At 63.9% G+C, this 21,812-nt stretch carries 18 protein-coding genes and 2 tRNA genes; 1 reads left to right on the forward strand and 19 read right to left on the reverse strand.

The annotated features are described in order from the left end of the window. Positions 1–61: 61 nt before the first annotated feature. From infB to rlmE, 11 genes are all read right to left on the reverse strand, one after another. Positions 62–2,584, reverse strand: a complete 2,523-nt coding sequence (gene infB, locus HMPREF2914_RS12020) for a translation initiation factor IF-2 (RefSeq protein ID WP_003100517.1) — start codon at positions 2,582–2,584, stop codon at positions 62–64. Between the two features lie 27 nt (positions 2,585–2,611). Then, positions 2,612–4,093 (reverse strand): transcription termination factor NusA, encoded by a 1,482-nt coding sequence (nusA, locus tag HMPREF2914_RS12025; protein WP_003095192.1) that lies wholly within the window; start codon positions 4,091–4,093, stop codon positions 2,612–2,614. Positions 4,094–4,137: 44 nt separating this feature from the next. Continuing rightward, entirely contained in the window at positions 4,138–4,596 is a 459-nt protein-coding gene (gene rimP / locus HMPREF2914_RS12030; RefSeq protein WP_003095193.1) for a ribosome maturation factor RimP, read from the reverse strand. Between the two features lie 126 nt (positions 4,597–4,722). Then, positions 4,723–4,799 (reverse strand) — tRNA-Met (locus HMPREF2914_RS12035). Positions 4,800–4,889: 90 nt separating this feature from the next. Further along, positions 4,890–4,975 (reverse strand) — tRNA-Leu (locus tag HMPREF2914_RS12040). A 13-nt stretch (positions 4,976–4,988) separates the two neighbouring features. Next, the gene (secG, locus tag HMPREF2914_RS12045) at positions 4,989–5,378 is read right to left on the reverse strand and encodes a preprotein translocase subunit SecG (RefSeq protein WP_024947269.1); all 390 of its coding nucleotides are present in this window, start codon (positions 5,376–5,378) and stop codon (positions 4,989–4,991) included. A gap of 2 nt (positions 5,379–5,380) precedes the next feature. Beyond that, positions 5,381–6,136 carry a triose-phosphate isomerase gene (gene tpiA, locus HMPREF2914_RS12050; RefSeq protein ID WP_003100513.1) on the reverse strand — a complete coding sequence of 252 codons (756 nt, stop codon included), beginning with the start codon at positions 6,134–6,136 and terminating at the stop codon, positions 5,381–5,383. 65 nt (positions 6,137–6,201) lie between these two features. Then, positions 6,202–7,539: a phosphoglucosamine mutase gene (glmM, locus tag HMPREF2914_RS12055; RefSeq protein WP_003095196.1), complete on the reverse strand. Its 1,338-nt coding sequence runs from the start codon at positions 7,537–7,539 to the stop codon at positions 6,202–6,204. Positions 7,540–7,555: 16 nt separating this feature from the next. Further along, on the reverse strand, positions 7,556–8,407 hold the full coding sequence (gene folP, locus HMPREF2914_RS12060) for a dihydropteroate synthase (RefSeq protein WP_003123508.1): 852 nt from the start codon (positions 8,405–8,407) through the stop codon (positions 7,556–7,558). A gap of 9 nt (positions 8,408–8,416) precedes the next feature. Then, the gene (ftsH, locus tag HMPREF2914_RS12065; protein WP_003095200.1) at positions 8,417–10,336 is read right to left on the reverse strand and encodes an ATP-dependent zinc metalloprotease FtsH; all 1,920 of its coding nucleotides are present in this window, start codon (positions 10,334–10,336) and stop codon (positions 8,417–8,419) included. Between the two features lie 198 nt (positions 10,337–10,534). Continuing rightward, positions 10,535–11,158 carry a 23S rRNA (uridine(2552)-2'-O)-methyltransferase RlmE gene (gene rlmE / locus HMPREF2914_RS12070; RefSeq protein ID WP_003095202.1) on the reverse strand — a complete coding sequence of 208 codons (624 nt, stop codon included), beginning with the start codon at positions 11,156–11,158 and terminating at the stop codon, positions 10,535–10,537. 94 nt (positions 11,159–11,252) lie between these two features. Here rlmE and yhbY point away from each other — a divergent pair, with 94 nt between their 5' ends. Next, entirely contained in the window at positions 11,253–11,567 is a 315-nt protein-coding gene (yhbY, locus tag HMPREF2914_RS12075) for a ribosome assembly RNA-binding protein YhbY (protein WP_003095204.1), read from the forward strand. Positions 11,568–11,607: 40 nt separating this feature from the next. On the opposite strand, the gene HMPREF2914_RS12080 is transcribed toward yhbY, so the two are convergent. The 8 genes from HMPREF2914_RS12080 to dnaK all read right to left on the reverse strand — a co-directional run bounded on the left by HMPREF2914_RS12080 (position 11,608) and on the right by dnaK (position 21,746). Further along, positions 11,608–12,015, reverse strand: coding sequence for a DUF4149 domain-containing protein (locus HMPREF2914_RS12080; RefSeq protein WP_003109321.1), 408 nt, complete (start codon positions 12,013–12,015; stop codon positions 11,608–11,610). A gap of 10 nt (positions 12,016–12,025) precedes the next feature. Next, positions 12,026–12,502: a transcription elongation factor GreA gene (greA, locus tag HMPREF2914_RS12085; protein WP_003095206.1), complete on the reverse strand. Its 477-nt coding sequence runs from the start codon at positions 12,500–12,502 to the stop codon at positions 12,026–12,028. Beyond that, positions 12,499–15,720 carry a carbamoyl-phosphate synthase large subunit gene (gene carB, locus HMPREF2914_RS12090; protein ID WP_003095207.1) on the reverse strand — a complete coding sequence of 1,074 codons (3,222 nt, stop codon included), beginning with the start codon at positions 15,718–15,720 and terminating at the stop codon, positions 12,499–12,501. The genes greA and carB overlap by 4 nt, the downstream gene beginning before the upstream one ends. 19 nt (positions 15,721–15,739) lie before the next feature. Continuing rightward, on the reverse strand, positions 15,740–16,390 hold the full coding sequence (gene leuE / locus HMPREF2914_RS12095; protein WP_003095208.1) for a leucine efflux protein LeuE: 651 nt from the start codon (positions 16,388–16,390) through the stop codon (positions 15,740–15,742). A gap of 11 nt (positions 16,391–16,401) precedes the next feature. Next, positions 16,402–17,538, reverse strand: a complete 1,137-nt coding sequence (gene carA, locus HMPREF2914_RS12100) for a glutamine-hydrolyzing carbamoyl-phosphate synthase small subunit (RefSeq protein ID WP_003095209.1) — start codon at positions 17,536–17,538, stop codon at positions 16,402–16,404. 182 nt (positions 17,539–17,720) lie between these two features. Further along, positions 17,721–18,527 carry a 4-hydroxy-tetrahydrodipicolinate reductase gene (gene dapB, locus HMPREF2914_RS12105; RefSeq protein ID WP_003095210.1) on the reverse strand — a complete coding sequence of 269 codons (807 nt, stop codon included), beginning with the start codon at positions 18,525–18,527 and terminating at the stop codon, positions 17,721–17,723. Positions 18,528–18,583: 56 nt separating this feature from the next. Continuing rightward, complete coding sequence (gene dnaJ, locus HMPREF2914_RS12110) at positions 18,584–19,717, reverse strand: molecular chaperone DnaJ (protein WP_023092638.1); 1,134 nt, start codon at positions 19,715–19,717, stop codon at positions 18,584–18,586. Between the two features lie 115 nt (positions 19,718–19,832). Continuing rightward, complete coding sequence (gene dnaK, locus HMPREF2914_RS12115) at positions 19,833–21,746, reverse strand: molecular chaperone DnaK (RefSeq protein WP_003095212.1); 1,914 nt, start codon at positions 21,744–21,746, stop codon at positions 19,833–19,835. Positions 21,747–21,812 lie beyond the last annotated feature (66 nt).

A 21,812-nucleotide genomic window follows, 5' to 3' on the forward strand; every position in this document is an offset into this window, starting at 1 on the left:
AAGCGACAAACGCCCGGGACAGCTGGAAGCCGGCCCGGGCGCTGTGGTTACGCACTCGCCATCAAAGGCTGCGTGCGACTTCGACCTTCTCGAACACTTCGATCTTGTCGCCGACCTTGACGTCGTTGTAGCTCTTCACGCCGATGCCGCACTCCATGCCGGCACGCACTTCGGCGACGTCGTCCTTGAAGCGACGGAGAGACTCCAGCTCGCCTTCGAAGATGACCACGTCGTCGCGCAGTACGCGGATCGGACGGTTGCGGTGCACCATGCCCTCGGTGACCATGCAGCCGGCGATCGCGCCGAACTTCGGCGAGCGGAACACGTCGCGCACCTCGGCGATGCCCAGGATGTTCTCCCGCAGATCGCTGCCGAGCATGCCGGTCAGGGCCTTCTTGACGTCCTCGATGATGTCGTAGATCACGTTGTAGTAACGCATATCCAGACCTTCGGCTTCGACGATCTTGCGCGCGCCGGCGTCGGCGCGCACGTTGAAGCCGAACAGCACCGCGTTGGAAGCCAGCGCCAGGTTGGCGTCGGACTCGGTGATGCCACCGACGCCGCCACCGACCACGCGGACCTGCACTTCGTCGTTGCCCAGGCCGCTGAGCGAGCCTTGCAGAGCCTCGAGCGAACCGCGCACATCGGCCTTGAGGACGATGTTCAGGGTCTTCTTCTCTTCCTGGCCCATGTTCTCGAAGATGTTTTCCAGCTTGCCGGCATGGGCACGCGCCAGTTTCACCTCACGGAACTTGCCTTGACGGAACAGGGCGACTTCGCGGGCCTTCTTCTCGTCGGCGACCACGGTCATCTCGTCACCGGCATCCGGCGTACCGTCCAGGCCGAGGATCTCGACCGGGATCGACGGGCCGGCTTCCTTGATCGGCTTGCCGTTCTCGTCGAGCATGGCGCGGACACGACCGTAGTTGATGCCGACCAGCACCATGTCGCCCTGGCGCAGGGTACCGTCCTGGACCAGCACGGTGGCCACCGGGCCGCGTCCCTTGTCCAGGCGCGACTCGACCACCACGCCACGGCCCGGGGCCGACGGAGTGGCTTTCAGTTCGAGCACTTCCGCCTGCAGCAGGACCGCTTCGAGCAGTTCATCGACGCCAGTACCGAGCTTCGCCGAAACCGGGACGAAGGGAGCGTCGCCGCCCCACTCTTCCGGGATCACGTCGAGAGCGGCCAGGCCGTTCTTGATGTTGTCCGGGTTGGCCTCGGGCTTGTCGATCTTGTTCACCGCGACCACGATCGGCACGCCCGCCGCTTTCGCGTGCTGCACGGCTTCCTGGGTCTGCGGCATGACGCCGTCGTCGGCCGCGACCACCAGGATCACGATATCGGTCGCCTGGGCGCCACGGGCACGCATCGCGGTGAACGCGGCGTGGCCGGGGGTATCCAGGAAGGTCACCATGCCACGCTCGGTTTCGACGTGGTAGGCACCGATATGCTGGGTGATGCCACCGGCCTCGCCCGCGGCGACCTTGGCGCGACGGATGTAGTCGAGCAGCGAGGTCTTGCCGTGGTCGACGTGGCCCATGACGGTGACGACCGGCGCGCGGGTGACCGCCTCGCCTTCGAACTTCAGGGACTCGGCCAGTTGTTCTTCCAGCGCGTTCTCGCTGACCAGCTTGACCTTGTGGCCCAGCTCTTCGGCGACCAGTTGGGCGGTCTCCTGGTCCAGGACCTGGTTGATGGTCACCGGGGAGCCCATCTTGAACATGAACTTGACGACTTCGGCGCCCTTGACCGACATCTGGGCGGCCAACTCGGCTACGGTGATGGTCTCACCGATGTTCACTTCACGCACGATCGGTCCTGTCGGGTTCTGGAACCCGTGCTGGTTGCGCTTCTTCAGCTTCGACTTGCCACCACGACCGCCGCGACGGTAACCATCGCTTTCCTCGTCGGTGCTGCGTGGAGCCACGCGCGGAGCAGGAACCTTTTCCTTCTCCTTGACCGAGGGACGGTGCTGGGTGTGCTTGCGGTCGCGGCGGTCATCGTCCTCGTCACGCTTGGGCGCGCGGCGCGGCTCTTCCTTCTTGCGTTCTTCCACGGCGGCAGGCTTGGCCACCGGTTCGGCAGCCGCGACATCCGCCACCACGGCAGGCTCGGCACCGGCAGTAGCCGCTGCTTCCTGGGCAGCCTTGGCACGCGCAGCTTCCTCGGCCTTGCGCGCTTCCTCTTCGGCACGCTGGCGGGCAGCGGCCTCTTCGGCCTTCAGACGCTCCGCCTCTTCCGCCGCGCGCTGCTCCTCGAGTTCGCGCTGGCGCTCGGCCTCGATCTCGTCGGGGCTGCGCTTGACATAGGTTTTCTTCTTGCGAACTTCGACGCTCACCGTCTTGCTGCCACCCACTTTCAGCGTGGTAGTGGTCTTGCGTTGCAGGGTGATCTTGCGCGGCTCGCTGGCGCGATCGCCATGGCTGCCTTTCAGGTGGGTCAGCAGGGCTTGCTTCTCGCTATCCGTTACAACTTGTTCGGCACTGGTGTGCGGCAGACCTGCGTCACGCATCTGCAGCAGCAGGCGCTCCACCGGTGTGTCGACCACCTGGGCCAGTTCTTTCACCGTGACTTGCGTCATGCACTTCTCTCCTCAGGCCGCGACTGCTTACTCGAACCAATGGGCCCGGGCGGCCATGATCAACTTGCCGGCACGCTCTTCGTCCATGCCGTCGATGTCGAGCAGATCGTCGATCGATTGCTCGGCCAGATCTTCACGGGTGGTTACGCCACGCAGCGCCAGGTCCAGGGCCAGCTCCTTGCTCATGCCATCGAGGCTGAGCAGGTCTTCTGCCGGTTGTGCGTCGGCGAGCTTCTCTTCGGTCGCAATGGCCTTGGTCAGCAGGCGATCCTTGGCACGGGAGCGCAGCTCGTTGACGATGTCTTCGTCGAAGCCATCGATGCTGAGCATCTCTTCCATCGGTACGTAGGCGATTTCCTCAAGAGTCGTGAAGCCCTCTTCCACCAGTACCTGGGCCAGTTCCTCGTCGACATCCAGCTCGTCGACGAAGCGCTGCAGGATATCCCCGGTCTCGGCCTGTTGCTTGGCCTGGATATCCGCCTCGGTCATCACATTCAGGGTCCAGCCGGTCAACTGGCTGGCCAGACGGACGTTCTGGCCACTGCGGCCGATAGCCTGCGCCAGATTGTCCTCGGCGACGGCGATATCCATGGTATGGGTATCCTCGTCGACGATGATCGCCGCCACCTCGGCCGGAGCCATGGCGTTGATCACGAATTGCGCCGGGTTGTCGTCCCACAGGACGATGTCCACCCGCTCTCCACCGATCTCGCCGGATACCGCCTGGACGCGCGAACCGCGCATGCCGATGCAGGCGCCCTGCGGGTCGATGCGCTTGTCCTTGGAACGAACGGCGATCTTGGCGCGCGAGCCCGGGTCACGGGCGGCGGCCATCACGTCGATCAACTGCTCGGCGATTTCCGGTACTTCGATGCGGAACAGCTCGATCAGCATTTCCGGCGCGGTACGCGACAGGACCAGCTGAGGACCGCGGTTCTCGGTACGGATCTCCTTCAGCAGGGCACGCACGCGGGTGCCAACGCGGAAGGTCTCGCGCGGAATGATCTGGTCGCGGGCCAGCAGCGCCTCGGCGTTGTTGCCGAGATCGACGATGACGTTGTCGCGGGTGACCTTCTTCACGGTACCGGAAATGATCTCGCCGACCTTCTCGCGGTAGGCATCGACCACCTGGGCGCGCTCGGCCTCGCGGACCTTCTGCACGATGACCTGCTTGGCAGTCTGCGCAGCGATGCGGCCGAACTCGATGGATTCGATCTTTTCTTCGATGACCTCGCCGACCTTCGCGCCCGGCTTCTGCTCCTGGACGTCCTCGACGGTGATCTCGGTGGCGGGGTCCTGGTAGTCCTCGTCGGCGACGACGTGCCAACGACGGAAAGTCTCGTAGCTGCCGTTATGACGATTGATCTCGACGCGCAGGTCGACCTCGTCCTCGAAACGTTTCTTGGTGGCGGTCGCCAGAGCCAGCTCCAGCGCCTCGAAAATCACGCCGGCCGGTACGCCCTTTTCGTTGGATACCGACTCAACAACCAGCAGTACTTCTTTGCTCATTGTACGCCTCGCCTTTCAATCCATTGGATCCGCGGATTCGCGTCTCAATCAAAACGGGGAATGATGTTGGCCTTGTCGATCGAATCGATCGGCAGCAGGTACTCGTGATCGTCCACCAGGACCACCACATCCTGCTCCTCCACACCACGGAGAATGCCTTGGTAGTTACGCCGCCCCTCATAGGGCGAACGCAGCCTGATCTTCACTTGCTCGCCGGCATGCTTGGCGAACTGTTCGAGGGTGAACAGCGGCCGATCCATGCCCGGAGAGGACACCTCCAGGGTGTACTCGCCGCTGATCGGGTCTTCGACGTCGAGAATACCGCTGACCTGCCGACTGACGGCTTCACAGTCATCGATGAGGATGCCTTCGGGGCGGTCGATATAGACGCGCAACACCGAATGACGACCCTGGGAAATGAACTCGACGCCCCAGCACTCATAGCCGAGCGCCTCGACCACAGGGGCCAGCAAGGCCTGCAACTGTTCTAGCTTGCTCGACACCTGATCGCCTCGCGTATGTCGTAGAAACAAAAAATGGGCGAAACGCCCATCCCTAAATTGCCACTCGGAACCGTGGCATGGACTGTCCAGCTAACAAAAAGCCCCTAAAAAGGGGCCCTGAAAAACTGGTTGCGGGGGCTGGATTTGAACCAACGACCTTCGGGTTATGAGCCCGACGAGCTACCAGACTGCTCCACCCCGCGTCAAAGCTGGTGCAAGATTATACGACCGACACCCTGGTGGGTCAACCGAACCTTGCGGAGACAAACCCCGCATGACGGGGCTTGCTTATATGGTACCGAGGAGGGGACTCGAACCCCTACAGCCTATGGCCACTACCACCTCAAGGTAGCGTGTCTACCAATTCCACCACCTCGGCAGAAACCTTTCTCTTACTTCTGTTCAGGAGCCGCCGGTACATCGCCTGCACTTTCCGCAGACTTGGACTGCTCCTGAAGAACCGGCACATCGTCAGCGGCCGGTGCTTTCTCTTGCTTCTGCTCCAGAACTGCCGGATCCGGCAGCCCGATGTGTTGCAGAGCATCAGACTTTTCTTTAGCGAAGTACGCTAAGCCAAGGCTGGTCAAGAAAAAAACCGCTGCCAGTATACCAGTAATCCGACTCAAAAAGGTAGCGGAACCTTGGCTTCCGAAAACAGTTGCCGAAGCACCTGCACCGAAAGAAGCCCCTGCATCCGCACCCTTGCCATGCTGAACGAGGATCAGGCCAACAAGACCCAATGCCATCAGCAGATGCACGACAATTACGACCTTTTCCAGCATCTTCAGCTTCCCGCGGCACGACAGATCGCGCCGAACTCATCCGCATTGAGGGAGGCTCCACCTACCAGCCCCCCATCGATATCCGGCATGCCGAACAACTCGGCTGCACTTGCCGCCTTTACACTGCCGCCGTAAAGGAGTCGCACACCTTTTGCGACCTCGGCATTTTCCGCTGCCAGTTGCGCGCGGATCGCCGCGTGCACTTCCTGGGCTTGCGCGGGGGACGCGGTCAACCCGGTCCCGATCGCCCAGACCGGCTCGTAAGCCACGACTGCGCGAGCAAAAGCTCCAACACCCAACTCGTCGATCACGCTACCCAGCTGCCTTGCGACAACCTCCAGCGTCTTGCCTGCCTCGCGCTCCGCCCGGGTCTCCCCGACACACAGCACCGGCACCAGGCCGCACGACTGAGCCGCAGCAAACTTGCGACTCACAACCTCGTCACTCTCGCCGAGAATCAGGCGACGCTCCGAGTGGCCCACGAGGACCATGCTACAACCGACATCCGCCAACTGACTGGGAGCAGTCTCACCGGTCAGCGCGCCTTGCATCGGCTCGACGGCGCTGTTCTGCGCACCTACATCGATCGCCTTGCCGGCCAGGCCCTGGATGACCTGACTGATGAACAAGCAAGGCGGCATCACAGCTACATCGACTCCGCTCGGCAACGCCAGCTGACGCAAGCCTTTGATCAACTCGGCCACACTGGAATGCGTACCGTGCATTTTCCAGTTACCGGCCACCAAGGGTCGACGCATGCTGTACCTCGCGGGGCAAAGTGGGCGCAGATGTTACTCAACAGTTTCCAGACTGGCAAGCAAAATCAAGCACATACCTCAGAAACAATTTTTGCCAGCTGTTCGGCGTGGGCACGAACGCTAGCTTCCTCGTCGCCCTCGACCATCACCCGGACCAACGGCTCTGTGCCGGATTTGCGCAGCAGGACACGACCGCGCCCGCCCATTTGCTCGGTGACGCGGACGCTGGCCTCCTTCACCGAGGGGTGCTCGAGCGGATCGTTTTCGCCCTTGAAGCGCACATTGATCAGCACCTGGGGGCACTTGCGAATCCCCTGGCGCGCCTCGGCCAGGGTCTGGCCGCGATGCTTGAGCGCCATCAGCACCTGTAGCGCCGCGATGATGGCATCGCCCGTCGTGGTGTTCTGGCAGCAGACGATATGCCCCGAATTCTCCCCTCCCAGCATCCAGTTCCGAGCCAGCAGTTCGGCCATCACATAGCGATCGCCGACCTTCGCCCGCACGAACGGGATATGCAGTTCCTGCAAAGCCAGCTCCAGGCCGAGGTTGCTCATCAGGGTGCCGACCACACCACCTTGCAGCCGCCCGCTTTCCTGCAGGTCGCGCGCGATGAGGAAAAGCAGTTCGTCGCCATCCACGACCGCACCGGTATGGTCGACCATCATCACCCGGTCGCCGTCGCCGTCGAAGGCGATGCCGAGGTCGGCATGGTGCTCGACCACCGCAGCCTGCAGGCCATCCAGGTGAGTGGAGCCGCACTTGTCGTTGATATTCAGGCCATTCGGGCTGGCCGCCAGCACCGTCACTTCCGCGCCCAGTTCCCGGAAGACGCTGGGAGCGATCTTGTAGGTAGCGCCGTTGGCGCAGTCGAGCACGACCTTGAGACCGTTGAAGTCGGTGCTGGTCGGCACGCTGCTCTTGCAGAATTCGATGTAGCGCCCCGCCGCGTCATTGATCCGCGAAACCTTGCCGAGACGGGCGGACTCCACCACGGTCATCGGCGCATCGAGCAGTTCCTCGATCATCAGCTCGACGTCGTCCGGCAGCTTGGTCCCCTGCCCGGAGAAGAACTTGATGCCGTTGTCGTCGTGGGGATTGTGCGAAGCGCTGATCACCACCCCGGCCTCGGCGTGGAAAGTCCGCGTCAGGTAGGCGATGCCCGGGGTAGGCATCGGCCCCAGCAACAGGGTGTCGGCGCCGGAAGCGGAGAGCCCGGCCTCGAACGCCGACTCGAACATGTAACCCGAGCTGCGCGTGTCCTTGCCGATCAGGACCCGGCAGTTGCCCTGCCGGCGGAAGGCCATGCCCACCGCCCAGCCCAGCTTGAGAACGAAGTCCGGAGTAATCGGAAACTCGCCAACACGACCACGGATACCGTCAGTCCCGAAGTATTTTCTGCTCATCTTTTGTCTTCCGTGCTCAATCCGCCATTTCAACGGCGGAGATCATTCGCATCACGTCGACGGTCGCCGCCACGTCATGCACTCGAATTATCCGTGCGCCCTTGGCCAGCGCCAGGGCCGCCAGCGCGAGACTGCCGTAGAGGCGTTCGTCCACCTCCCGCCCCAGTACCTTGCCGATCATGCTCTTGCGCGAAACGCCGACCAACAACGGCAGGCCCAGGTCATGGAGCGCCTGCAGATGCCTGAACAGCACCAGGTTGTGCTCCAGTGTCTTGGCAAAACCGAAACCCGGATCCAGTAACAGCCGCTCGCGGTCGATTCCGGCCGCCACGCAGGCATCCACACGTTCCTGCAGGAACGCGCCGACTTCCGCCACCACATCCTGGTAGGCAGGCGCATCCTGCATGGTCTGCGGTTCTCCACGCATGTGCATGAGGCAGACCGCCAGGCCGCTATCCACCGCAGCATCCAGCGCACCGTCGCGCTGCAGCGAACGGACGTCGTTGATCAGACCCGCTCCGAGACGCGCAGTTTCGCGCATGACCGCAGGCGTGGAGGTATCCACCGAAATCACGACGTCCAGCTCGCGGGCGATGCGTTCGACTACCGGAGCGACCCGCTCCAGCTCCTCCGTCGGAGAAACGCTGCGCGCACCGGGACGGGTCGACTCGCCGCCGACGTCGATGAGCGTTGCGCCTTCCCGCACCATGCGCTCGGCATGCCGCAGGGCATCGTCCAGCCGGTCGTAACGGCCGCCGTCGGAAAAGGAATCGGGGGTGACATTGAGGATGCCCATGACATGCGGGCGGGCCAAATCAAGAACCCGACTGCCGCAAGGCAGTCGGGTCGGGTATTGCGGATTGCTCATTCAGGGCTCTCAGTGCTCGCCGGCCGGCCCACCGATGGGAGGGGTGTTCTCGCGGCGGCCCGACTCTTCCAGGTTGGCCGGCGGGGTGCCGGTACCCGAACCACCCTGCCAGTCACGCGGCTCGCGCGGCACGCGACCGGCCATGATGTCGTCGATCTGGTCGGAGTCGATGGTCTCGTACTTCATCAGTGCGTCGGCCATCATCTCCAGCTTGTCGCGGTTCTCGTCGAGCAGTCGCTTGGCGGTACCGTAGCAGTCGTCGATGATGCGCCGGACTTCCTGGTCGATCATCTTGGCGGTCTCGCCCGACACATTGGCGTGCTGGCTGCCGGCGCTACGGCCGAGGAACACCTCGCCCTCCTCCTCCGCGTACATCAGCGGGCCGAGTTTCTCGGACAGACCCCACTTGGTCACCATGTTCCGCGCCAACTGGGTAGCACGCATGATGTCGTTGGAAGCGCCAGTGGTGACGCCTTCGAAGCCGAGGGTCATCTCTTCCGCGATACGGCCGCCGAACAGCGAGCAGATCTGGCTTTCCAGCGCGCGCTTGGACAGGCTGTAGCGATCTTCCTCGGGGAGGAACATGGTCACGCCCAGGGCACGTCCGCGCGGAATGATGGACACCTTGTAGACCGGGTCATGCTCCGGCACCAGGCGACCGACGATGGCGTGGCCGGCCTCGTGGTAGGCGGTGTTGCGCTTCTCCTTCTCGGACATGACCATGGTCTTGCGCTCGGCGCCCATCATGATCTTGTCCTTGGCCAGCTCGAACTCGCGCATGTCGACGATGCGCTTGTTGGAGCGCGCGGCGAACAGCGAGGCCTCGTTGACCAGGTTGGCCAGGTCGGCGCCGGAGAAACCGGGCGTACCGCGGGCGATGACGGCAGGATCGACATGGTCGCCCAGCGGCACCTTGCGCATGTGCACCTTGAGGATCTGTTCGCGCCCGCGGATATCCGGCAAGCCGACCACCACCTGGCGGTCGAAGCGGCCCGGACGCAGCAGCGCCGGGTCCAGAACGTCCGGACGGTTGGTGGCAGCGATGACGATGATGCCATCGTTCATCTCGAAGCCATCCATCTCCACCAGCAACTGGTTGAGGGTCTGCTCGCGCTCGTCGTGACCGCCGCCCAGGCCGGCGCCGCGATGGCGGCCGACGGCGTCGATCTCGTCGATGAAGATGATGCACGGCGCGTGCTTCTTGGCCTGGTCGAACATGTCGCGGACACGGGAGGCGCCCACGCCGACGAACATCTCGACGAAGTCGGAACCGGAAATGGTGAAGAACGGCACCTTGGCTTCGCCGGCGATGGCCTTGGCCAGCAGGGTCTTGCCGGTGCCGGGCGGGCCGACCATCAGCACGCCACGCGGGATACGGCCGCCCAGGCGCTGGAACTTGCCCGGATCGCGAAGGAACTCGACCAGCTCGCTGACCTCCTCCTTGGCCTCGTCGCAGCCGGCGACGTCAGCGAAGGTGGTCTTGACCTGGTCCTCGGACAGCAGGCGCGCCTTGCTCTTGCCGAAGCTCATCGGGCCACCGCGGCCGCCGCCGCCGCCCTGCATCTGGCGCATGAAGAACATGAAGACGGCGATGATCACCAGGATCGGGAAGCTGGCGACCAGCAACTGGGTCCAAATGCTCTGCTGTTCGGGCTGCTTGCCCTCGACCACGACGTTGTTGTTGACCAGGTCGCCGATCAGGCCGTTGTCCTGGATCGCCGGGCGGATGGTCTTGAAGGTATCGCCGTCGCTACGCTTGCCGGTGATGACATAGCCATCCACGGTCACTCGCTCGACCTTGCCATCCTTGACCTGCTGGATGAAGTCCGAGTAGTTCAGCGTCTGTGGCTCGCTCGGGCTCGAGAAATTGTTCATCACGGTCACCAGTACCGCCGCGATGATCAGCCACAGAATCAGATTCTTTGCCATGTCGTTCAATTGACTACCCTCTGAAGCCGGCTCCGTCCTGGAAACCGCTTCACACGACGGCCAGACTCCTTCCGGCCAAAAGTACTACACAAGCGCCCGCGCACGCAGGCGTTGTCTGTAACCCTTTATGAACCCTCGCCCGTCCCGGCACAACAGGTCATCGACCAATAGACAGGCTATAGGGTCAATCATTCCAGTCTATTCCCCGCGAAAGCCGCGTGCGAGCAGATACTGTTCCCGCGAACGATCACGCGACGACAGGGGCTTGCGCATCTGTACCTTGTCGAACATTTCCCGGGCCTGCTTGTGGTACTGGTCGAAACCTTCGCCCTGGAAGATCTTGATCAGGAAATCGCCGCCCGGCCGCAGCACACGGCCGGCCAGGTCCAGCGCCAGTTCGCAGAGATACATGGCGCGCGGCTGGTCGGCGGCCCGCACTCCACTCATATTGGGGGCCATATCGGAAATCACAAGGTCTACCGGATGATCGCCGATCGCCTCGAGGATCCGCGCGAACACCGCGTCCTCGGTGAAGTCGCCCTGGATGAAGGTGACGTCGGGGATGCTGTCCATCTCGAGGATGTCCGAAGCGATCAGCCGGCCACGGTCGCCGATCACCCGGCTGGTGACCTGCGACCACCCGCCCGGCGCGGCGCCCAGGTCGACCACGGTCATGCCCGGACGCAGGATGCGGTCCTTCTCCTGGATCTCCAGCAGCTTGTAGCTGGCACGCGAGCGATAGCCATCGCGCTGGGCCATCTTCACGTAGGGATCGTCGAAATGTTCTTTCAGCCAACGCTGGCTGGTTTTGGAGCGGGCCACGGAATACCTCTTCGGGCACCCCCGGTCGGCGGGGGCAGCATCACTTGGACTAAAACTGGGGTAAAATAGACGACTTTTTCCCAGGGGTCTGATTATGGCGCTCACTCAAGAGCAGAAGAAACAGTTCAAATCTATCGGTCACCACCTGAAACCGGTATTGATCGTAGCCGAGAACGGCTTGACCGAAGGCGTTCTCGCCGAACTCGAGCGCGCACTCAACGATCACGAACTGATCAAGGTGAAACTGGCGCTGGCCGAGCGCGACGATCGCCGCGCCCTGCTCGACGAACTCTGCGCGCAGTCGCGCAGCGACCTGGTGCAAAGCATCGGCAAGATGGCGCTGGTCTATCGGAAGAACCCGAAGCCGAACAAGAATCTCTCGAACATCAGCCGTTTCGCCGGCATCTGATGCCCCATCCAACCAAGGTCGGGAAACTTCCCGACCTGGTTCAGACGCCTTCCTCGTCCCGCCCCGGTACCGGCTGCAACACCAGCAGCAGGCCACACATCGCCACCGCCAGGTAGTTGAACAGCAGCCAGCGCACCGCCTCGGGCGCCAGCCCACGCACCAGGAAATACACCAGGCAGAGCAGCGCGACGGCGAGCAACAACTGACCGCGAAGGTCTCGCCAGAGGCTCCTCGGCCCGTGGCTCGACACCAACACCAGCGCCTGCAGCACCGCACAGAATCCGGCGAAGCCGATCAGCAGCGGCGTCAACGCCGCGGCTACGGTTTCCACCAGCAGCGGCGCCAGTCCGGTCTTGGCCAACGCAGGCAGGACCACGAACTGCAGCAACCAGAGGCCGCCGACCCAGAACGTCTGGGCCAGCAGCCAACTGATCGCGCCTGCGCGCAACGGGGCGCGCTTAGATATGGCGAACCTCGACGATCTCGTACTCGACGTCGCCGCCCGGGGTTCTCACCAGCACGGCATCGCCTTCGGTCTTGCCAATCAGCGCACGGGCGATCGGCGAATTCACCGAGATCTTGCCACCCTTGATATCCGCCTCGTCGTCGCCGACGATCTGGTAGGTCACGGTCTCGTCGGTCTCGACGTTGGCGATGTCGACGGTGGTGCCGAAGATCACCTTGCCGCTGTGCGGGATGGCGGTGACATCGATGACCTGGGCGTTGGACAGCTTGGCCTCGATGTCGCGGATACGCGCCTCGACCATGCCCTGCTGTTCGCGCGCCGCATGGTACTCGGCGTTTTCCTTGAGGTCGCCCAGTTCACGCGCTTCGGCGATGGCCTGGCTGATCTGCGGGCGCAGCACGCCCTTCAGGTGTTTCACTTCTTCTTCCAGGGCGCGGGCGCCCTGGACGGTCATGGGGAACTTGCTCATGCCTTGATTCCTGCGTGGAGATCCTGCAGACGCCGAACGGTCTTCTCGGGACCGAACTTGAGCGCCTCACAGATCGCCTGCCCACCCGCAATGGTGGTGGTGCAGCAGATCTTGTGCTGCAGGGCGTTTCGACGAATGGAGTAGGAGTCAGCGATGGACTGCCGGCCCTCGGTGGTGTTGATGATCAGGGTGACCTCGTCGTTCTTGATCATGTCCACCACGTGCGGGCGACCTTCGGTCACCTTGTTCACGCGACGCACCGGCAGGCCTGCGGCTTCGATGACACGCGCGGTACCGGCGGTGGCTACCACTTCGAAGCCCAGCGCGACCAGGTCGCCAGCCACCTGGGCGGCGAACGGCTTGTCGTCTTCGCGGACGCTGATGAAGGCGCAACCGGCGGTCGGGAGGATCTCGCTGGCCCCCAACTGAGCCTTGGCAAAGGCTTCGGCAAAGCTATCACCGACGCCCATCACTTCACCAGTGGACTTCATTTCCGGGCCGAGGATCGGATCGACGCCGGGGAACTTGGCGAACGGGAACACCGCTTCCTTGACGCTGAAGAACGGCGGGATGATTTCCTGGGTGAAGCCGACCTCGGCCAGGGTCTTGCCGGCCATGACGCGGGCGGCGACCTTGGCCAGCGACTCGCCGACGCACTTGGAGACGAACGGCACGGTACGCGAGGCGCGCGGATTGACCTCGATGACGAAGATATCCTCGCCCTGCACCGCCATCTGCACGTTCATCAGGCCGACCACGCCAAGCTCCAGGGCCATTTTCTTGACCTGCTCGCGGATCTCGTCCTGGATGTGCTGCGGCAGCGAGTACGGCGGCAGCGAACAGGCGGAGTCGCCGGAGTGAACGCCAGCCTGCTCGATATGCTGCATGATCGCGCCGATCACCACGATCTCGCCGTCGCATACCGCGTCGATGTCGACTTCGATGGCGCAGTTGAGGAAGTGATCGAGCAGCACCGGGCTGTCGTTGGAAACCTGCACCGCCTCGCGCATGTAGCGCTTGAGTTCTTCTTCCTGGTAGACGATTTCCATCGCCCGCCCGCCCAGCACGTAGGACGGACGTACCACCAGCGGATAACCGATGGCCTTGGACGCGGCCAGGGCCTCGTCTTCGCTGCGCGCGGTAGCGTTGGCCGGCTGGCGCAGGTTCAGGCGCTGGACCATCTGCTGGAAGCGCTCGCGGTCTTCGGCACGGTCGATGGCGTCCGGGCTGGTGCCGATGATCGGCACGCCGGCCTCTTCGAGGGCGCGGCAGAGTTTCAGCGGGGTCTGGCCGCCGTACTGGACGATCACGCCCTTGGGCTGCTCGACGCGGACGATCTCAAGGACGTCCTCGAGGGTCACCGGCTCGAAGTACAGGCGGTCGGAGGTGTCATAGTCGGTGGAGACGGTTTCCGGGTTGCAGTTGACCATGATGGTCTCGTAGCCGTCTTCGCGCATCGCCAGCGCCGCGTGCACGCAGCAGTAGTCGAACTCGATGCCCTGGCCGATGCGGTTCGGACCGCCGCCGAGGATCATGATCTTCTCGCGGCTCGACGGGTTGGCCTCGCACTCTTCCTCGTAGGTCGAATACATGTAGGCGGTGTCGGTGGCGAACTCGGCGGCGCAGGTATCGACACGCTTGTAGACCGGCAGCACCTTCAGCTTGTGGCGATGGCTGCGCAGGTTCTTCTCGGTGACGCCTAGCAGCTTGGCCAGGCGCGCGTCGGAGAAGCCCTTGCGCTTGAGCTTGTACATCAGCTCGCGATCGATGGAGGACAGGCCGAGGGTCTTGACCTTCTCCTCGTCCTTGACCAGGTCCTCGATCTGCACCAGGAACCATTCGTCGATGCGGGTCAGCTCGAACACTTCCTCGACGCTCTTGCCGGCGCGGAAGGCGTCGGCGACGTACCAGACACGCTCGGCGCTGGGCACGGTCAGCTCGCGCTTGAGGATGCTGTCGGCCTCCGGGTCGTTCAGGTCGAGCTTCGGATCGAAGCCGGTGGCGCCGACTTCCAGGCCACGCAAGGCTTTCTGCACCGACTCCTGGAAGGTCCGGCCGATGGCCATGACTTCGCCGACCGACTTCATCTGGGTGGTCAGGCGGGCATCGGCTTTCGGGAACTTCTCGAAGGCGAAGCGCGGGATCTTGGTCACCACGTAGTCGATGGCCGGCTCGAACGACGCCGGGGTGCGACCGCCGGTGATGTCGTTCTGCAGTTCGTCGAGGGTGTAGCCGACCGCCAGCTTGGCGGCGATCTTGGCGATCGGGAAACCAGTGGCCTTGGAGGCCAGGGCCGAGGAGCGGGAAACCCGCGGGTTCATCTCGATCACCACCATGCGCCCGGTGTTCGGGCAGATGCCGAACTGCACGTTGGAACCGCCGGTTTCCACGCCGATCTCGCGCAATACCGCCAGCGAGGCGTTGCGCATGATCTGGTATTCCTTGTCGGTCAGGGTCTGCGCCGGCGCCACGGTGATCGAGTCACCGGTGTGCACGCCCATCGGGTCGAAGTTCTCGATGGAGCAGACGATGATGCAGTTGTCCTTCTTGTCGCGGACCACCTCCATCTCGTATTCCTTCCAGCCGATCAGCGACTCGTCGATCAGCAGCTCGTTGGTCGGCGACAGGTCGAGGCCACGGGCGCAGATCTCTTCGAACTCTTCACGGTTGTAGGCGATACCGCCGCCGGTGCCGCCCATGGTGAAGGACGGACGGATGATGCAGGGGAAGCCGACCTGCTCGAGCACGCCGTAGGCCTCCTCCATGCTGTGGGCGATGCCCGAGCGCGGACAGGCCAGGCCGATATCCTTCATCGCCTTGTCGAAGCGCGAGCGGTCCTCGGCCTTGTCGATGGTATCGGCATTGGCGCCGATCATCTCCACGCCGAACTTCTCCAGCACGCCGTGGCGCTCCAGGTCCAGGGCGCAGTTCAGCGCAGTCTGGCCGCCCATGGTCGGCAGCAGCGCGTCGGGGCGTTCCTTCTCGATGATCTTGGCCACGGTGGCCCACTTGATCGGCTCGATGTAGGTCGCGTCGGCCATCGCCGGATCGGTCATGATGGTCGCGGGGTTGGAGTTCACCAGGATGACGCGGTAGCCCTCCTCGCGCAGGGCCTTGCAGGCCTGGGCGCCGGAGTAGTCGAATTCGCAGGCCTGGCCAATCACGATGGGGCCGGCACCGAGGATCAGGATGCTCTTTATGTCTGTACGTTTTGGCATGGGACTCTCGTTGCAATAATCAGGACAGGGTTGCGGTGGCCAGCTTCACACCAAAGCCGACGAACAGGGCGCCGACGCCCGAAGTGGCGCCGGCAGCCAACCGTTGCCGCCGGCGGAACCAGGCCGCCAGCCGCACACCGGTGAAAATCAGGAAGCTCAGGTAAAGGGCGCTGACCAGTTCCAGGATCACCGCCAGCACCAGGAACGACAGGCCCGGATAGGCATAGCCGGGATCGACGAACTGGATGAAGAAGGAGATGAAGAACAGGATCGCCTTGGGATTCGACAGGCTGAGCAGCAGCGCCTTGCGGAACGGCTGGTGGACATCCACCTGTTCGGCCTGCGCCGCCGTCGCCTCGGGATTGCGCAGCTTGCGCCAGGCGCCCCGCAGCATGCCGACGCCGAGATAGAACAGGTAGGCCGCACCGAGGTACTTCAGGCCGATGAACAGCATCGGCTCGGCCTTCAGCAGGGAGGCCACACCGAGGGCCGACAGCAGCATCAGCACCGCGTCTCCGAGGAACACGCCGCAGGCGGCCCGGTAGCCGGTCGCCACGCCACGCTGGGCCGAAGTCGCGAGGACGAACAACGAGTTCGGTCCGGGCAACAGGATCACGAAAACCACACCCAGCACGTAGGTCCAGAAATCGGTTATCCCCAGGGTCGGCATGGCTCTGCTCCTCAGCGACGCTCGGCCATCGCCGAGATGAAGCGGTCGAACAGCGGGGCGACGTCATGCGGACCGGGGCTCGCCTCGGGGTGGCCCTGGAAGCTGAAAGCGACCTTGTCGGTGCGCTCGATACCCTGCAGGGTACCGTCGAACAGCGACTTGTGAGTGGCTCGCAGGTTGTCCGGCAGGGTGCTCTCGTCGACCGCGAAACCGTGGTTCTGGCTGGTGATCATCACCACGCCGCTGTCCAGGTCCTGCACCGGGTGGTTGGCGCCGTGGTGCCCGTGGCCCATCTTCAGGGTCTTGGCGCCAGAGGCCAGGGCCAGCAACTGATGGCCGAGGCAGATGCCGAACACCGGGATCTCGGTATCGAGGAATTCGCGGATCGCCTGGATCGCGTAGTCGCACGGTTCGGGGTCGCCGGGGCCGTTGGAAAGGAAGATGCCGTCAGGGTTCAGCGCCAGCACTTCGCTGGCCGGTGTCTGCGCCGGCACCACGGTCAGGCGGCAGCCGCGCGCCACCAGCATGCGCAGGATGTTCAGCTTCACGCCGTAGTCGTAGGCCACCACGTGATACGGCAGTTCACCGGCCGGGATCTCCGGATGACTGTCGCTTTCCAGGTTCCAGACGCTGGAGCGCCACTCGTAGCGCTCGGCGGTGGTGACCTCCTTGGCCAGGTCCATGCCCTTCAGGCCGGGGAAGGCGCGAGCCAGCTCCAGCGCGCGTTCCTCGGTAGCGTCGGCACCAGCCAGGATGCAGCCGTTCTGCGAACCCTTCTCGCGGAGGATACGGGTCAGGCGACGGGTATCGATGCCGGCGATGGCGACGGTGCCGTTGGCTTTCAGGTAGTCAGGCAGCGACTGCTTGCTGCGCCAGTTGCTGGCGATCAGCGGCAGGTCGCGGATGATCAGGCCGGCGGCCCAGACACGGTTGGCCTCGGCGTCTTCCGGGGTGGTACCGGTATTGCCGATGTGCGGGTAGGTCAGGGTGACGATCTGCTGGGCGTAGGAAGGATCGGTAAGGATTTCCTGGTAGCCGGTCATGGCGGTGTTGAACACCACCTCGCCAACGGTCTGGCCGTCGGCACCGATGGCTTCACCGCGAAAAATGCTGCCGTCGGCAAGTGCAAGTATGGCTGGCTTAGTCAAGAAGACCTCCCGTAAATCAAGCCTGACTGGTCGCGCAGGTGTAAAAAAGCGGGATGACACCGTGAAGAGTCATCCCGCTTTTTTTCGATTCATGCTGCGCTGCTTTTAGTGGACACACTAAAGCTGTAGTTTACAGAATCGCGACATTCCGGTCCACCAATAAGACGACGTGCGGCAGCGCCTCAGCGTAGGCCGAGCACATCCTGCATGTCGTACAGGCCGTTCTCCTTGCCCTCCAGCCACAGCGCCGCACGCACCGCGCCACGGGCGAAGGTCATGCGGCTGGAAGCCTTGTGGGTGATCTCCACGCGCTCGCCCTCGGCGGCGAACAGCACGGTGTGGTCGCCCACCACGTCGCCGGCGCGCACGGTGGCGAAGCCGATGGTTTCCCGCGCCCGCGCGCCGGTCTGCCCCTCACGTCCGTAGACCGCCACTTCCTGGAGGTCCCGGCCGAGCGCCTGGGCTACCACCTCGCCCATGCGCAAGGCGGTGCCGGACGGTGCATCGACCTTGTGCCGGTGATGGGCCTCGATGATCTCGATATCCACTTCGTCGCCCAGCACCCGTGCCGCGGTATCCAGAAGCTTCAGGCAAAGGTTCACGCCGACGCTGAAGTTGGCAGCGAAGACGATCGGGATATCCTTCGCCGCTTCGGCCAGCAGCAGCTTCTCGTCGGCGCTGAAGCCGGTGGTGCCGATGACCATCGCGCGGCGCGCCTTGCGGCACTGCTCGATGTTCTTCAGGGTTACGGAGGGATGGGTGAAGTCGATCAGGACGTCGAACTCCTCGCAGACCTTGCCCAGGTCCCCGGACAGCGGCACGCCGATCCGGCCGAGACCGGCCAGCTCGCCGGCGTCCGCCCCCACCAGGGTGCTATCCGGACGATCCACCGCCGCCGTCAGCCCGGCGGCACCGCCGGTCTGCTGAACGGCCTCGATCAGGTTCTTGCCCATGCGCCCGGCGGCGCCCACTACGGCTATACGTCGCATAAAACCACTCCACGCGGAACCCGGACGCGGCGGTCAGGCCGCGCCCATGGCTTTGTTTATAGGTCGTCGAAGAAACGCTTCATGCCTTCGAACCAGCCACTGGCCTTGGGCGAATGCGAGGTGTCGCTCTGCAACGACTTGCGGAACTCCTCGAGCAGCTCGCGCTGGCGCTTGTCCAGGTTCACCGGGGTTTCCACCACCACCTTGCACATCAGGTCGCCGGCGCCGCCGCCGCGCACCGGGGCCACGCCCTTGCCGCGCAGGCGGAACAGCTTGCCGGTCTGGGTGCTTTCCGGAATCTTCAGCTTGACCCGGCCATCCAGGGTCGGCACTTCCAGCTCGCCACCCAACGCAGCGTCGGCGAAACTGATCGGCACTTCGCAGTACAGATGCTTGCCGTCGCGCTGGAAGATCGGGTGCTCGCGCACATTGACCACCACGTACAGGTCGCCCGCCGGACCACCCATGCTGCCGGCCTCGCCTTCGCCGGTGAGACGGATGCGGTCGCCGGTGTCGACGCCGGCCGGCACCTTCACCGACAGAGTCTTCTGCTCTTCCACGCGCCCCTGGCCATGGCAGGAGCCACAGGGATCGGAAATCATCTTGCCGCTGCCGTGGCAGCGCGGACAGGTCTGCTGGACCGAGAAGAAGCCCTGCTGCATGCGCACCTGGCCGATACCGCCGCAAGTGGTGCAGGTGACCGGTGTGGTGCCGGGCTTGGCGCCGCTGCCGTTGCAGGTCTTGCAACCGACCAGGGTCGGCACGCGGATGGTGACGGTGGTGCCGCGTACCGCCTCTTCCAGGTCGAGATCCAGGGTGTAGCGCAGGTCCGCGCCGCGCTGCGCGCCGCCGCGCGAGCCACCGCGGGCGCCGCCGCCACCGAAGAAATCGCTGAACACATCGCCGAAGATGTCGGAGAAGCTCGCCCCGCCGAAACCGGCGCCAGCGCCCCCTCCCATGTTCGGATCGACGCCGGCATGGCCGTACTGGTCGTAGGCCGCCCGCTTGCTGGCATCGGAGAGGACCTCGTAGGCCTCGTTGGCCTCCTTGAACTTGTCCTCGGCTTCCTTGTCGCCAGGATTGCGGTCCGGGTGGTATTTCATCGCCAAGCGACGGTAGGCCTTCTTCAGGTCCGCCTCGCTGGCGCCACGCTCAACCCCCAGAACCTCGTAAAAGTCTCGTTTCGCCATAACCTTTCCGTCTCAATTAAGGACCCTCCAGACACGCCAACGCGGGAGCAGGCTCCCGCGTGGCGGATCATGCGTACCGGCCTGGCCGGCACGCGGGGCAGAAGCAAGCCGGGGCTTACTTGTTGTCCTTGACCTCTTCGAACTCGGCGTCCACCACGTCGTCAGCGGCTTTCGCCTGCTCGCCCTGGGGAGCGTCTTCGCCCTGCTGGGCCTGTTCGGCGTACATCTTCTGCGCCAGCGGGGTGGAAGCCTGGGACAGAGCATTCATCTTGGCCTCGATCTCGGCCTTGTCGTCGCCCTTCACCGCCGCTTCCAGCTCGCCCAGCGCCTTCTCGATGGTCGCCTTGTCCTCGGCGGTGGCCTTGTCGCCCGCCTCGGTGATCATCTTGCGGGTCGCGTGGACCAGCGCGTCGCCCTGGTTGCGAGCGGCAGCCAGTTCCTCGAACTTGCGGTCCTCCTCGGCGTTCGCCTCGGCATCGCGGACCATCTGCTGGATCTCATCCTCGGACAGGCCGGAGGATGCCTTGATCACGATGGACTGCTGCTTGCCGGTGGCCTTGTCCTTCGCCGAGACGTGCAGGATGCCGTTGGCATCGATATCGAAGGTCACCTCGATCTGCGGCACGCCGCGCGGAGCCGGCGGAATGTCGGCCAGGTCGAACTTGCCCAGCGACTTGTTCTGCGCGGCCTGCTTGCGCTCGCCCTGCAGCACGTGGATGGTCACCGCGCCCTGGTTGTCGTCGGCGGTGGAGAACACCTGCGACTTCTTGGTCGGGATGGTGGTGTTCTTCTCGATCAGACCGGTCATCACGCCGCCCAGGGTCTCGATGCCGAGGGTCAGCGGAGTCACGTCGAGCAGCAGCACGTCCTTCACGTCGCCGGCCAGGACCGCACCCTGGATGGCGGCACCGACAGCCACGGCTTCGTCCGGGTTGACGTCCTTGCGCGCTTCCTTGCCGAAGAACTCGGCAACGGTCTTCTGTACCAGCGGCATGCGGGTCTGGCCGCCGACCAGGATCACTTCATGGATATCGGAAACATCCAGGCCGGCATCCTTCAGCGCGGTGCGGCACGGCTCGATGGTGCGCTGCACCAGGTCTTCGACCAGGGACTCCAGCTTGGCGCGGGAAACCTTGACGTTCAGGTGCTTCGGACCGCTCGCGTCGGCAGTCACGTACGGCAGGTTGACGTCGGTCTGCTGGGTCGAGGACAGCTCGATCTTGGCTTTCTCGGCCGCTTCCTTCAGACGCTGCATGGCCAGCGGGTCGCCCTTCAGGTTGATGCCGCTTTCCTTCTTGAACTCGTCGACGAGGTAGTCGATCAGGCGGATGTCGAAGTCTTCGCCGCCGAGGAAGGTGTCGCCGTTGGTGGCCAGCACTTCGAACTGATGCTCGCCGTCGACTTCGGCGATCTCGATCACCGACACGTCGAAGGTACCGCCGCCCAGGTCATAGACGATCACGGTGTGGTCGCCCTTGGCCTTGTCCAGGCCGTAGGCCAGCGCCGCCGCGGTCGGCTCGTTGATGATCCGCTTGACGTCGAGGCCGGCGATGCGGCCGGCGTCCTTGGTGGCCTGGCGCTGGCTGTCGTTGAAGTAGGCCGGAACGGTGATCACCGCTTCGGTGACCGGCTCGCCGAGGTAGTCTTCGGCGGTCTTCTTCATTTTCTTCAGCACTTCGGCGGAAATCTGCGGAGGTGCCATCTTCTGGCCCTTCACTTCCACCCAGGCGTCGCCGTTGTCGGCCTTGACGATGCTGTACGGCACCATCTGGATGTCTTTCTGTACCACGTTCTCTTCGAAGCGACGGCCGATCAGGCGCTTCACCGCATACAGGGTGTTCTGCGGGTTGGTGACCGCCTGGCGCTTGGCCGGCTGGCCCACCAGGGTTTCGCCATCGTTGGTGTAGGCGATGATCGAGGGGGTGGTACGCGCGCCCTCGGCGTTCTCGATGACCTTGACGTTACCGTTCTCCAGGATAGCCACGCAGGAGTTGGTGGTACCCAGGTCGATGCCAATGATTTTGCCCATATTCACTCTCCAGAAACTTTGATTCCGTGCGACCCGCCCGTGGGTCTCGTGCTCGGTTGACTACCC

Origin of the sequence: Pseudomonas sp. HMSC067G02 (genome assembly GCF_001813485.1) — a bacterium.
GTDB classification, from domain to species: Bacteria; Pseudomonadota; Gammaproteobacteria; order Pseudomonadales; family Pseudomonadaceae; genus Pseudomonas; species Pseudomonas aeruginosa.